The organism is Paenibacillus barengoltzii NBRC 101215 (assembly GCF_004000745.1).
Classification (GTDB): Bacteria; Bacillota; Bacilli; order Paenibacillales; family Paenibacillaceae; genus Fontibacillus; species Fontibacillus barengoltzii.
In genome coordinates, this window is the sequence record NZ_BILV01000109.1 from 1 (window position 1) to 13,761 (window position 13,761).

General features: G+C 52.9%; 13 protein-coding genes. All 13 read left to right on the plus strand.

Annotation, left to right across the window (positions count from 1 at the left end; all coding sequences use genetic code 11):
* Positions 1-922 (plus strand): stage II sporulation protein D (gene spoIID, locus PBA01S_RS21380; RefSeq protein WP_255315411.1); only part of this gene is annotated, 922 nt, incomplete at its 5' end.
* A 100-nt stretch (positions 923-1,022) separates the two neighbouring features.
* The gene (locus tag PBA01S_RS21385; protein ID WP_009223750.1) at positions 1,023-1,769 is read left to right on the plus strand and encodes a M23 family metallopeptidase; all 747 of its coding nucleotides are present in this window, start codon (positions 1,023-1,025) and stop codon (positions 1,767-1,769) included.
* A 520-nt stretch (positions 1,770-2,289) separates the two neighbouring features.
* A complete protein-coding gene (gene spoIIID / locus PBA01S_RS21390; protein WP_016314161.1) occupies positions 2,290-2,574 on the plus strand; it encodes a sporulation transcriptional regulator SpoIIID in 285 nt (94 codons plus the stop codon).
* A 246-nt stretch (positions 2,575-2,820) separates the two neighbouring features.
* Positions 2,821-3,819, plus strand: coding sequence for a rod shape-determining protein (locus tag PBA01S_RS21395; protein ID WP_085278167.1), 999 nt, complete (start codon positions 2,821-2,823; stop codon positions 3,817-3,819).
* 77 nt (positions 3,820-3,896) lie between these two features.
* Positions 3,897-4,799 (plus strand): flagellar hook-basal body protein, encoded by a 903-nt coding sequence (locus tag PBA01S_RS21400; protein WP_127576692.1) that lies wholly within the window; start codon positions 3,897-3,899, stop codon positions 4,797-4,799.
* Between the two features lie 38 nt (positions 4,800-4,837).
* Positions 4,838-5,659 (plus strand): flagellar hook-basal body protein, encoded by an 822-nt coding sequence (locus PBA01S_RS21405; RefSeq protein ID WP_028538166.1) that lies wholly within the window; start codon positions 4,838-4,840, stop codon positions 5,657-5,659.
* 12 nt (positions 5,660-5,671) lie between these two features.
* On the plus strand, positions 5,672-5,872 hold the full coding sequence (locus PBA01S_RS21410) for a DNA-directed RNA polymerase subunit beta (RefSeq protein ID WP_127576693.1): 201 nt from the start codon (positions 5,672-5,674) through the stop codon (positions 5,870-5,872).
* A 316-nt stretch (positions 5,873-6,188) separates the two neighbouring features.
* Entirely contained in the window at positions 6,189-6,611 is a 423-nt protein-coding gene (fabZ, locus tag PBA01S_RS21415) for a 3-hydroxyacyl-ACP dehydratase FabZ (protein WP_016314156.1), read from the plus strand.
* A gap of 40 nt (positions 6,612-6,651) precedes the next feature.
* Complete coding sequence (locus tag PBA01S_RS21420; RefSeq protein WP_028538164.1) at positions 6,652-8,370, plus strand: phospho-sugar mutase; 1,719 nt, start codon at positions 6,652-6,654, stop codon at positions 8,368-8,370.
* 65 nt (positions 8,371-8,435) lie between these two features.
* On the plus strand, positions 8,436-10,454 hold the full coding sequence (locus tag PBA01S_RS21425; RefSeq protein WP_127576694.1) for a DUF5693 family protein: 2,019 nt from the start codon (positions 8,436-8,438) through the stop codon (positions 10,452-10,454).
* Positions 10,427-11,572, plus strand: a complete 1,146-nt coding sequence (gene csaB, locus PBA01S_RS21430; RefSeq protein ID WP_127576695.1) for a polysaccharide pyruvyl transferase CsaB — start codon at positions 10,427-10,429, stop codon at positions 11,570-11,572. The genes PBA01S_RS21425 and csaB overlap by 28 nt, the downstream gene beginning before the upstream one ends.
* Before the next feature lie 14 nt (positions 11,573-11,586).
* Positions 11,587-12,348 carry a WecB/TagA/CpsF family glycosyltransferase gene (locus PBA01S_RS21435; protein ID WP_127576696.1) on the plus strand — a complete coding sequence of 254 codons (762 nt, stop codon included), beginning with the start codon at positions 11,587-11,589 and terminating at the stop codon, positions 12,346-12,348.
* A gap of 112 nt (positions 12,349-12,460) precedes the next feature.
* On the plus strand, positions 12,461-13,582 hold the full coding sequence (locus PBA01S_RS21440; RefSeq protein ID WP_028538160.1) for a glycosyltransferase family 4 protein: 1,122 nt from the start codon (positions 12,461-12,463) through the stop codon (positions 13,580-13,582).
* The last annotated feature ends 179 nt before the right edge of the window (positions 13,583-13,761 follow it).

Here is a 13,761-nt window from a genome sequence, read left to right on the forward strand (position 1 = left end):
GGGCGGACCGCCGGTGCGCGTCTATCTCACGCGCACCGGCGTGGTCGAGACCGTGCCGCTCGAGCAGTATGTCACCGGCGTCCTCGCCGCCGAGATGCCGGCGGACTTCGAACTCGCGGCACTTAAAGCGCAGGCCATCGCCGCGCGTACCTTTATCGTCCAGCGCTTGGCGGCTGGAGAGACCTCAGGCACCGGGAACAAAGCCGCGGATGTTAACGACACCATTGAACATCAAGTCTATCTCCCTCGTTCCGAATTAGAAGAGTGGCCGAACCGGGGGAAGGGTGCAGAGCTGAAGAAGCTGCGCGAAGCCGTCCGGCAGACGGCAGGAATCGTGATGACGTTCCGCGGACAGCCAATCACGGCCTCTTTCTTCTCTTCCAGCGGCGGATACACAGAGAACTCTGAGGAATATTGGTCGCTGAAAATTCCTTATCTGCGCAGCGTGCCAAGCCCTTGGGATGCCGCGATCAATCCGAACAACCGCGAAACCGTGGAAATGCCGCTCCCCCAGCTTTACGCTAAGCTAGGCCAGAAAGTGCCGGAGCCGGTTCAGACGGCGCTGGCTGCGTTGGACCAGGGAGAAACCGAAGCGAAAGCGGCGGCATCGAAGCTGAGTGCCGATAAGCTGTTTAAGATTCTCTCTTGGACGACCGGGCATCGCGTGAAAGAGATTCGCATTGGCGACAAGGTATACACTGGCCGGGAAGTCCGGGAGAAGCTGGATCTTCGCTCCAGCCAGTTTACGCTGGCGGTGACGGGCGATACGGTGAAGATCACCACCTACGGCTACGGCCACGGGGTGGGCATGAGTCAGTGGGGAGCGAACGGGATGGCGAAAGAGGGTTATACGACCACGCAAATCCTCAAACACTACTACACGGGAATCTCGTTTCAGCAGGTCTCCCATTTTCTCAAGTAGATGATGGAAGGCGAAGTTTCTCTTTTTTCTGAAAAAAAGTATATAGACGAAGTATAAAAGAGTTCACCCCGGTAACACTGGTTACTGAGGTGATGAGCAAATGAATGAAAACCAGAAAAAAACAAGTCACGAGGAATCTCCTAAAATGGGACTGGGAGAACCGGTAAAGCCGGTATCCGCGTGGAAGAGATTATTGTCTAAGAGATGGGTTTACCCGGCAGCGTATGTGGCGGCAGCGGCAATTATACTAACCTTAGTGTGGGTCTACCAGGATGCGAGCAACAAGCCGATGGACTCGACCCCCGCCAGCGTAACCGACACCGTAAACCTGTCTGGCGAAGAGGAAGCCGCAACGGGAGAAGGAACGACAGAGGAAGAAGCAACCGAAGTCATCGCCTCCTCCGAGGATCTCGCTTGGCCGGTAGTAAATGCCGCCGAAGTGAGTGTAGTGAAGCCGTTCTATGAGAAGGACGGCACGGCTGAAGAACATCAAGCCGCCCTGGTGCAGTACAACGATACGTTTACGCCAAACACCGGGATCGACTTGGCGCGTGAAGACCGCAAACCTTTCGAAGTCACGGCTGCGATGAGCGGGAAAGTGACGCGGGTTGAAGAAGTGCCGCTCCTCGGGTATGTGGTGGAAATTACGCACGCCAATAACCTGAAGACGGTCTACGAAAGCTTAGGCGAAGTTAAGGTGAAGAAGGATGCCGAAGTGAAGCAAGGCGACATTATCGGCAGCGCTGGCCGCAACGAAGTGGAGAAGGATTTGGATAACCACGTCCATTTTGCAATTTATGAAAATGGCGAGCTGGTGAATCCGGAATCTGTACTTCCGAAAAACTAACGTTTTGCAATAACCCATCCATCCCATGTGAAGGCACTGCCAGCCGATCCAAACATGAAACTGGAATGTGGCAGCAAGCCTGACGGAGAGCGAAGAGCTCTCCGTTTTTTTGTCCTCATTCGCAATAAGGGTACAAAAAGGCCTTATTTACCGGAAATTCCGGCTTCCCGAGTAAATAAGGGAAAATATTGGCCTTATTTTTTTGATCCAAGCCTCATAAGGCTTGTTTTCCTGAGGATCGAGACAAATAAGAGCCTATTTTGTCCTTATCTCGTGCAGATCAAGCTCGAACGCCCAAATAAGGTCAAAAAAGTCCTTTATGAAGCATGAAGATGGTAACTCCATTACTCCGTTTTACGCACTTCACTTCACTTGTCCACCTGAGCTGCGGCTGCCCCCCTGGTAACCAACGGTAAAATAAAAGGCCCCGCAAAGGCTTGTCACGCTTGGAAACAAAGAATATCTAAGCCCGCCCCTCATATAATGTACCAAACTATCTCGAGTTGAGGGAGGCGGGAGCGTGCACGATTACATCAAGGAACGGACGATAAAGATTGGACGGTGCATCGTGGAGACACGGCACACAGTTCGGACGATCGCCAAGGAATTCGGCGTTTCGAAAAGCACGGTGCACAAGGATTTAACCGAACGTTTGCCGGAGATTAATCCGGATTTAGCGGATCAGGTGAAGCACATTCTCGAATATCACAAATCGATTAGACACTTGCGCGGCGGTGAAGCAACGAAGATCAAGTATAAGAAAAAAGGCCAAAACAAACGCGAGGTGATTAGCTCTGTGAATTAAAGCGTAATGAATTTATTTAGTTCGCTCATCGAACGATAATCATTGAATCAATCCCCTAAAGTATGGTATTTTTAAATATGGTATAAGATGATGTGGATTTTCATCCATTTATCCCGAAATTTCGCAATATTCTTCGACTTTTGTCGATTAAGAACACCTCGTCAGCGGGACACTTCTGCCATATCACATGAGGTAGGACCGCTACGTCCTTTCCGTGATTTACAAAAATACGCTTTGGGGGATCGAATGATGGGCAAGGATATTGGGATTGATTTAGGCACGGCCAATGTGCTGATTCATATCAAGGGAAAGGGAGTCGTACTTGACGAACCTTCCGTCGTCGCCATTGACAGCGATGGGAAACGAGTACTGGCCGTTGGTGAGGAAGCTAGGCGGATGGTAGGACGTACGCCTGGAAATATCACTGCAATTCGTCCCTTGAAGGACGGAGTTATCGCCGATTTTGAAATTACGGAAACGATGTTGAAGTACTTTATCGACCGGGTGGGTGGACGCAGTTGGTACAGCCATCCGAGAATTCTGATCTGCGCGCCAACGAATATTACGTCGGTTGAGCAGAAATCGATTCGCGAAGCCGCCGAACACAGCGGTGCCAAAGAAGTGTATCTAGAAGAGGAACCTAAAGCGGCCGCAATTGGGGCTGGCATGGATATTTTCGAACCGAGCGGCAACATGGTTGTCGATATCGGCGGCGGGACGACGGATGTGGCGGTGCTCTCCATGGGAGACATCGTCACGGCCTCGTCGCTTAAAGTCGCTGGGGACAAGTTTGATGCTGCCATTATTAAATATATTAAAACGAAGTACAAGCTGTTGATCGGGGAACGGACGGCAGAGGATATCAAGATTGGAATCGGAACGGTGCACCCGAACGGACGGCAGGCGGAGATGGACATCCGCGGACGGGACATGGTATCCGGATTGCCGCTGACCGTGACGATCACAGCGAAAGAAATCCAGGAGGCGCTGGCTGACCCGGTATCCTCCATCGTTACCACCGCTAAATCGGTGCTGGAGCGCACTCCGCCGGAATTGTCCGCCGACATCATTGACCGCGGCGTGATTTTGACCGGGGGAGGCGCTCTGCTGAACGGGTTGGACGAGCTGCTGGCCGAAGAGCTTCACGTACCGGTGCTGATTGCGGAAGATCCAATGCACTGTGTGGTTAAGGGTACGGGGATTATGCTCGATAATTTGGACAAGGTGCTAAGAAGAAAGTTCTAATCGTCCGATATAATAAAGAGGAATGAATTGCTCAGAACAATAGGGCATTTCGAATACATAGCGTCTGGAGGTAAGTCATGCTAAGAGGTCTCTATACCGCAGCATCCGGCATGATCGCTGAACAACGGCGGCATGATACAGTTACGCAGAATATTGCCAATCTCAACACACCGGGCTACAAATCGGTGAACACCGTAGCGCGCTCTTTTCCCGAAATGTTGATTTCCTTGATGGGGGACAAGCAGTCAGGAAACAATAAGCAAATCGGGAAGCTGGTAACCGGGGTGTTTGCGGAAGAGAGCTTGCCGGCGTTTACGCAAGGAGATTTGAAGGAAACCGGGAAGAATACCGATTTTGCCTTAATCTCGGAGCTTGGCTTGGAGAACCCGGAAACGGGTGAGCCTTATGCGTTTGACGCCTCCGGTAAATTCGTGACTGCGGACGGCGAAGTGATTTATCAACCGCAAGCCTTCTTCGCCGTGGAAGATAACGAGGGGAATGTACGATATACCCGGGATGGCAGCTTCGCGGTGAATGCGGCGGGAGAACTGAGAACATCCACCGGTTATCGGGTGTTGGACACCGACGGCAATCCGATTATTCTAGATGCGGGCTTGTCTGTGAACACATTGTCCAGCGATGAAGCGGGTAATTTAACGGCCGTGGATAATACCGGTGCCCTGGTGGACTTGGGGACTTTGGGGATTACGGTAGTAGAACAGCCTTACCAGCTTGTCCGTGAAGGCAACGGCGTCTTCCGGGTGGCGGATGAAGAGGCGGCGGGAGTCCGCGGACTGGTGCCTGGAACGGATGGGGCTGTGGTGCGCCAAGGCTATCTTGAGGTATCTAACGTCGATACTGCCCAATCTATGGTGGATTTGCTAGCCGCGCAACGCGCTTATGAATCCAACCAAAAAATTATTCAATATTACGATAGAAGCTTGGATAAAGCAGTTAATGAAATTGGCAAAGTACAGTGATCCTGTCTGGTTGCTTTGCTTAATACAGGAGGTGCGGCATGAATAACACCGTCATCAGCGCGATGGTATCGATGAGCGGGATTCAGCAACGGTTGGACTTGCTGGCCGATAATATCGCTAACACGAACACAGTAGGGTATAAACGAAAAGAAGCTAACTTTGAAGACACGCTGACTCGGGTGCAGAACCAGACTTCGGATCTGAATCTGCCGGGCCGGGCTACACCGTCCGGATTCACTCTGGGCTTTGGCTCTAGAATGTCGCAGGTCACTGTCAATTATGCTCAGGGTTCGATTCAAGAGACTGGCAATATGACGGATTTGGCCATTCAAGGCAATGCGATGTTTAGCGTATTGTCGCCGGAAGGGATCGTTGCTTATACCCGGGGTGGGGATTTTCACATTCAACCGGATCCAGATGATGCCGAGTCAGCCTTCTTGGTGAATCAACTAGGGTATGTGGTCTTAAACGCTGAAGGTGAACCGATCACGTTCCCGTCCGATGCCAAGCTTAGCATTGATGCAGAAGGAAATATCCTGGCTACCAATGGAGAAGGCACAACGGAAGTCGGACGAATCGCGTTGTTGACGGCGGAGAAGCCGGATGTCCTCGTTCAGAAAGACGGAAACCTCTTTGTTCTGGCTGCGGGGGTTGACCCTGCTGAAGCGATGGTAGATACCCTTACCCTTCCGCAGGAGCAACGGGCCAGCTTGCGCCAAGGGGCGCTGGAAGCCTCTAACGTAGATTTGACGGAAGCGATGGCAGAGATGCTTCAGGTACAGCGCGCCTACCAATTGACAGCTCGTGCGCTAACCTCGGGTGAAACGATGATGGGTCTAGCCAACAACTTGCGCGGATAGGTGGGATGCTTCATGAGTGAAGACAGTCAACCGGTGAGCAAACGGCCGGCCTGGATCGTCATCCTGAAGATCGTGCTTGTGTTGCTCGTTCTTGTCGCAGCTCTGGCGGCAGGTATGGTCGTAGGGTATGTCGTGTTCGGCAAACAGGATATGTCCGATATTTGGAACTGGGCAACTTGGAAGCATGTATTTGACTTGGTCTTTGCTCCATAAGGCCATTCAAATCGTCTCTATATAATAGAAGAAACCGAACGAAAATAACAAAAATGTCCACAAACTCTCGGCTAACGGGAGTTTTCTTTTTGTAGGTGAAAAATGTATAATGATGGGGGACTTAGGTGAGAAAAACCGTCAAAAGGGCTGTATCCGTAATCGACCGGGGGGTCAATTGCGGATAAGCCCCTTATCTTAACCTTCGCTTCTGCAGAGGCGAAGGATATCTACAGTGTGAACGGATACCCGCATTTTTATTCAAGTTGGGATGCGCCCAATCCGAAACTCATGCCCTAAACCGAAAGGAGACGTACATATGTTAAACACGAACCAAATTCAGGAAATCTTGCCGCACCGTCCTCCATTCTTACTGGTGGACCGTATTATTGAGCTGGAGGAAGGCAAACGTGCCGTTGGGATCAAGAATGTCACGATTAATGAGCCGTTCTTTACCGGGCATTTTCCGGGATACCCTGTCATGCCGGGCGTATTGATTACGGAAGCGCTGGCCCAGGTTGGGGCTGTTGCGATTCTTAACGTTGAGGAGAACCGCGGGAAGATCGGCTTCTTGGCTGGACTCGATGGATTCCGCTTCCGCGGGCAGGTCGTTCCGGGAGATACGCTGCGCTTGGAAGTCGAAGTGACCCGGATGAAGGGCTCCATTGGTAAAGGCCACGCCATTGCCAAAGTGGACGATAAAGTTGTTGCTGAGGGAGACATCATGTTCGCCTTGTCTTAATGGGGCGTCATCGTGATTACTTAAGGAGGAGAACCTATCCATGACTGAAATCAGTAATGCTGTCCGTGAGAAGCTGGAGAGCTGGCTGCAGGACCCTACAATCGATGAAGCAACCAAACAGGAATTACGTGATTTGGAAAATAACCCGGCAGAACTCGAGGACCGTTTCTATCGTGACCTGGAGTTTGGGACAGGCGGGTTGCGCGGTACGATCGGCGCCGGGAGTAACCGCATGAATCGTTATACGGTAGCCCGTGCTTCGCAAGGGTTTGCCGAATATATTCTGGAAGCGCATGCGGGTCAGGCCGGGGCGCCTTCCGTTGTCATCGCGCATGATTGCCGTCACTTCTCGCCGGAATTTGCGCTGGAAGCAGCTTTGGTACTGGCCGGCAACGGTATCGTAGCCAAGCTGTTCCCGTCGCTGCGTCCAACGCCGCAGCTCTCCTACTCTGTACGCGCTCAGAAGGCGACCGGGGGCATCGTCATCACTGCAAGTCACAACCCGCCCGAGTACAACGGCTATAAAGTCTATAACTCGACAGGCGGCCAGCTCGTTCCACATGAAGCGGAGCAGGTTATTGCTCGGATTCAGAAAGTGGCTTCTTTCGCCCAAGTCAAACGGTTAAGCCGCGAAGAGGCGGAAGCGAAGGGATTGCTCGTATGGCTGGGTGCCGATGAGGATGAAGCCTTTGCGGATACGGTAGCGAACACCAGTGTTAATCGCGAGCTCATGGCTTCCGGAGCAGCGAAAGATCTGGTGGTGGTCTATACGCCGCTGCATGGAACAGGGAACCTTCCGGTTCGCCGTGCTTTGGAGAAGCTTGGTTTTACCCAAGTGCACATTGTGAAGGAACAGGAGTTGCCGGATGGTGATTTTCCAACGGTGAAGTCTCCGAACCCTGAAGAACGGGAAGCATTCACGATGGCAATCGACCTCGGCAAACAAGTAGGCGCGGATATCTTGATCGGTACAGACCCTGATGCTGACCGGATGGGTGCCGTTGTGCGCACGCGGGACGGGGAATATGAAATTCTTACCGGTAACCAATCGGGCTCCTTGCTCGTTCATTATGTATTAAGTCAAATGAAGGAAAGAGGAACGCTTCCGAACAATGGCGCGGTCGTGAAGACGATCGTAACCAGCGAATTTGGCGCTGCGATTGCCCGTCATTATGGGGCTACGGTGTTTAACACGCTGACCGGCTTCAAATATATCGGGGAGAAAATGAACGAATTTGAAGCTTCCGGTGAGTATACTTATTTGTTCGGTTATGAGGAAAGCTACGGATATCTGGCGGGCAACTATGCGCGCGACAAGGATGCCGTTGTGGCCTCCATGTTGATCTGTGAAGCGGCGGCATATTACAAACGCCAAGGCAAGACCTTGATTGACGTATTGGAGGAACTGTACCAACAGTTCGGTTATTACCGCGAAACGCTGGCTTCCCGTACATTGAAAGGCAAAGACGGGCTGGCCCAAATCGGTGCGTTGATGGAAGCCTTCCGCAGCAATCCGCCGAAGGAAATTGGGGGCGTGCGTGTATCCGAAGTACTGGATTATTCGCAAGGTCTCGACGGTTTGCCGAAGGAGAACGTATTGAAGTTTTTGCTGGATGATGGTTCGTGGTTCTGCTTGCGTCCTTCGGGTACGGAACCGAAGATTAAATTCTATTTTGGCGTTTGCGGTACATCGACGGAAGATGCCAAGGCACGTCTGAATCGGATTCAGGAAGATGTTCTTGCTCGCGTCGATCAATAATCGGCAAGCAGGTTGGGGAAACAAATAACAGATGTGGATTCATGCATTTTTGAGGAGGTACCTTAGTGATTCGAAGTTGGCAGCGGTGGAATAACGCTTCCCGAAAATTGTTGTGGGTTTTGGTGATTGTCGGTATCCTGGCTTCTGTGCCAGTGATCGCGCAGCGGGTTCAAACGGAATCCTCCGCAAACAAAGTGGAGTTCGTCTTTAATTATCGAGGGTTGCTGGATATCGCATCGTATAAGGCGAATCCGCAGGCGTATATGGACGAGCAGCTGGACCGTCTGAAGGAAGCTGGCGTGGGCACCATGGCGATGTTTGAAAGCACGCTGGATGAATTGGTGAAAGCGCGCCGGATTATGGTGTTTAGTTCGTTGGAAGTTGCGAAGCTGAATAGTACTGTCGTGACGAATAGCGGCAATTACACCCACCTGGCGTTTACAAGTGCGGAGAACGAAGCGCAGTTGAAGCCGATGATCGAAGCGGCATTCCGCAAGCTGGACGTGCCGGTGGCAAGCTGGCGGTATCAAGATCATGGCGGTCTCGCGATCGGTATGGGCATGGAAGAAGCAATGATGAAGCCGATGCCGCTTGATCCGATTGCTTTTCATATGCTGCGGGAGAAAGGCTTTACGATTTTGCCGCGGCTTTCGGACAATATCCCTTATGATCAGGAAGAGATGGATCAATTGTTAGCCTTCTTCGCTGAAAACGGGGTGAATCGCATTCTGTTCGACGGCGAAGCGGTGAAAGGCTTTAACGAAGATCCGACGAAGCATAGTTTGCAAGGCTTTGCAGATTTATTGAAAAAATACAACATCGGCATCGCGGCCATCGAGAATTTGAAGGCACCGCAAAAAGGCTTTAACAAGCTGGCTTACTTGATCGACTATAACGTCGTACGCCTGCATTCCTTGTCGGATGCGGAGGCTTCGCAAGATAAGATGACACTGGCCGATCGGTTCGTTCTGGCGACCAAAGACCGGAACATCCGGATGATCTACTTGAACGCCTCGGCTTCCAAAGATGCGGCGAAAGCGGCGATTACGAATCCCGTTGATAATCTAATCGACTCGCTGCAAGCTCCAGGGAATGCGTTGCAGCGAATCGAAAACAACGGATTTGAGCTGGGACAAGCCGAAGCCTTCACAATTCACGATGCCAGCTGGCAAAGATATTTGAAGGCGCTGGTTGTGCTAGGGGGCGTAGCGTTTGTGGCGCTGCTGATTTCTTGCTTCCTGCCGTCGCTTACGCTGGCTGCTTTTGTGATCGGCTTGGTGGGTTCGGCTGGATTGTACGTGCTGAAGCCTGTATTGCTTGAACAGGCATTAGCTCTGTTCGTCGCCATCAGCGCGCCAACGATTGCGATGGTGCTGGCGATCCGCAAGGTGCAGGAGCTTCAAGAGAAGCATCCGAACCTCTCGGGCGGTCGGCGGCTGACGCATACAATTGTGTTGTATATCAAAACATCATTGCTGTCCCTATTCGCCGTACCGTTCGTGATCGCACTCTTGAACAACATTACGTACAGCTTGGTGCTGAATCAATTCCGCGGCGTCAGCCTGCTGCATTTGGCGCCGATTCTGCTGATCGCCGTGTATGTCTTCTTATACCGGGGCAACTCGGTTTGGGAGGAATTGCGTAAGTGGCTTAGCATGCGAATTACGGTGCTCTGGGTTGTCGTTGCTGCTGTACTTGGTGTGGCGGCACTGTACTACCTGTCCCGTACCGGGAATGCGGGAACGTTGCTGCCGGGTGAAGCGGCTTTCCGTTCCTTCCTGGAGAATACCTTTGGTGTTCGGCCGCGGAACAAAGAATTTTTACTGGCACATCCGCTCTTTATTGTTGGTCTGTTTGCCGCGTTCCGCTATCGCTGGGCGATGTTTGCGATGATTATCGCGGTGATGGGCCAATTGTCGATGGTCGACACGTTCGCACATATTCACACGCCGGCCGTGCTTTCGTTGATCCGCGATGTTCTGGGTCTCGGACTTGGTCTTGTGATTGGTTTGATTGCCGTTCTCGTTTGGCAAATCATTGAAAGGTGCTGGGATAAATGGTCGCCACGGCTACTAAAACCATAGTTCTATCAGGGTATTACGGATTTCGCAACAGCGGGGACGAAGCGGTGCTTCAATCGATTCTGACCGCGTTGGAAGAAGAAGGCCTTACCTCGGGCGTGGACATCAAGCCCGTTGTGCTGTCCATCGATCCGGAATGGACAAGCCGCACATATGGGGTGGACGCTGTGCACCGGATGAAACTCGGCGAGGTAAGGAAGGCTATAAAGAGCAGCGACGGATTGATCAGCGGGGGCGGCAGCTTGCTGCAGGATGCGACGGGGATTAAGTCGATTCCGTATTATCTGGGTATCATCAAGCTGGCGCAATGGCTCGGCAAGCCGACCTTCGTGTATGCTCAAGGCATCGGACCGGTGAACCGCAAGCTGTTCCGGCCTTTGATCGCTTCGGTGTTCCGGCGCTGCGACTATATTTCCGTACGCGATGCGGAATCGGCCAGCTTGCTCCGGGACATGGGGCTGCGCGGCAAAGATGCCATCCAGGTGGTGCCTGACCCGGTGATGGGGCTGACACTTCGGGAGCCTGCGAATGGCTCCTCGGAAGGGCGCGGCGAGGAAGGCGAGTCCGCTTCCGAGCTGCCGGTCGTGGGCGTATCGGTTCGCTTCTGGAACCCATCGCGAACCGATCTCACGCAGCTGGCCGAGGGGCTCTCGCTGCTCTGCCGCCGCAAGCCGGTGCATATCCGCTTTCTGCCCTTCCATTTCCCAGGCGACGACGAAGCTTCGCGCTTCGTGATGGAACGGTTGGGAAATGTAGCGGAACGGGGGTGCACCGTGAGCATTGCGCCAGAGGCGGAGCACCCGCAGGATATGCTGCGGGAGGTCAGCCAGTGCAGCCTGCTGATCGGCATGCGGCTGCACAGCTTGATCTACGCCGCCTCGCAGAATGTCCCGCTGCTCGGCGTCTCGTATGACCCGAAGATCGACCATTTCTTAGGTCGCATCGGAAGCGTCCCGGTGGGGACCGCGGAGGAGCTGGATCCGCGGATCTTGGCCGCGGAAGGGGAGCGCCTCCTGCAGGAAGCCGGGACGTGGCGCAAAACCCACGCCGCGCAAATAGCCGAACTGAAGCGGGAGGCACGGGTGCCCGCGCGGCGGATCGTTGAATTTTTACGAAAGTGATGGGTGAACAGGTGATGACGATGATCAAGGAAGGTATCCCGACGGTTTCGGTCTTTGGCGTTCCCGTCTGCAAATGGGGGATGAAGGAGACGGTCGCTTATTTGACGGAGGTGGTTGCCGCCAAGACGCCGCACCATGTGATTACGGCCAATCCGATCATGATGATGGCGGCGATGGAGAATCCGGAATATAAAGCGATGATGAAAACCGCCGAACTGATTGTGCCGGACGGAACGGGGCTGGTCTGGGCTGCGCAAAAAGGCGGCGACCCGGTGACAGAACGCGTGCCGGGGTACGATCTGCTGCACGAATTGATGAAGCAAGGGGAGCGCCGCGGTTGGAAGGTGTACCTGCTCGGTGCAGCGCCAGACGTCGTGAAGGAAACGGCTCGCCGATTGGCTCTGCAATATCCTGGAACGACGATTGCGGGATATCGTGACGGCTACTTCGGTCCGGACCAAGACCCGGAAGTGATCAACGAAATCGTCAAAGCCGCGCCTGATCTGCTGTTTGTTGCCCGGGGGGCAGACACGCAGGAGCCTTGGATCGCCAAATACAAAGACGTCCTGCGCGTCCCTGTCATGATGGGCGTTGGCGGCAGTTTTGACGTCATTTCCGGACGAACCAAAAGAGCCCCTGTGGCCTTCCAGAAGCTTCGGTTGGAATGGCTGTACCGGTTGTTAAAGGAACCTACCCGCTTCCGCAGAATGCTGGCGTTGCCGAAATTCGCCGTACGCGTGCTGCGGGAGAAAGAAAACCTTACGAAAATGGGCTAAAAGTCTCGATTTCCATGAATTACTGTGATTTTTTGCGCAAATGCGGGGTTGGTGTTTCTCTTTAATCGGAGTATAATCATTCCGGTGCAGAACAATTGGAGGTCGAAATTGAATGTTGATGATCTATATCATCGGGTTTATCGTATCACTTGGCTTGGCTTTGGGCCTAACGCCGCTCGTAAAAAAATTCGCTGTTAAAGTCGGCGCCGTGGATGTGCCCAATGCGCGCAAAGTGCATACACGAATCATGCCGAGACTCGGTGGTTTAGGGATATTTTTATCTTTTGTCATCGCGTTTTTTCTGATTCTTCCATTCTTACCTGACGTATTCACGGTACGCGAAGTGAACTTTATCAAAGCCTTCCTGGTGGGCGGAACGATTACCGTGCTGCTGGGTGCTTTGGACGATCGCTACGATTTGCCGGCAAAATTGAAATTTTTAATTCAAATTGCAACGGCCTGCGTGGTCGTGTTCGTATTTGATATCCGGATTGAATTTGCGAATATTCCATTTCACACCTATGCTGCAGTGGAGACGTGGGTGGCCATTCCATTCACCATCCTGTGGATTGTTGGTGTGACGAATGCCATTAACCTCATTGACGGATTGGACGGGTTGGCTGCTGGGGTCTCTGCCATTGCGATCGGGACAATTGCCGTCATGGCATTCCTGATGGGCAATGTGATGGTGGCGTTGCTTTGCCTGTTGCTGCTGGGCAGCATTATTGGATTCCTGTACTTTAACTTCCACCCGGCGAAAATCTTCATGGGAGACTCGGGCGCCTTATTTCTCGGCTTTAGCTTAGCGCTGTTATCGTTGCTCGGCTTTAAGCAGATTGCGATCGTGTCGTTCCTGACGCCGCTGATCCTGATCGGTGTGCCGCTCTCGGATACGATGTTCGCCATCGTGCGCCGCTGGATGCAGAAGAAGCCGATCTTCTCGCCGGACAAGGGGCACTTGCACCATTGCCTGCGTGAGCTCGGATTCAGCCACCGTCAGACGGTGCTGATCATTTACGGCATCGCCGCTTTCTTCGGCGTACTGGCTGTGATCCAGTCGTCGGCTGCGATGTACAACGCGAACTGGGTGACGTTTGTCGTCATCTGCGTCATGGTCTTCTTCCTGCAAATCGGTGCCGAAGTCATCGGCCTAATTGGCAAAACGAAGCGCCCCGTGCTCGACTTCCTCGCCCGCCTTCGCATGAAGGTGTCGGAGGAGCGCGGTACGAAATAATAGCATTCCTAAATGCAGGGCAATTATGCATTTCTTTACTTGATGATAGGACAACCCTTGACGGTGATGAGCCGCAGGGGTTGTTTTTTTTGTGCTTGTTCCTGCTGTGTACCCTCTTCCTGCCCGAAGTACCTTCGACCGCTCTGTACGCCTCCAGTCACTAGCCCTCTGATCTGATC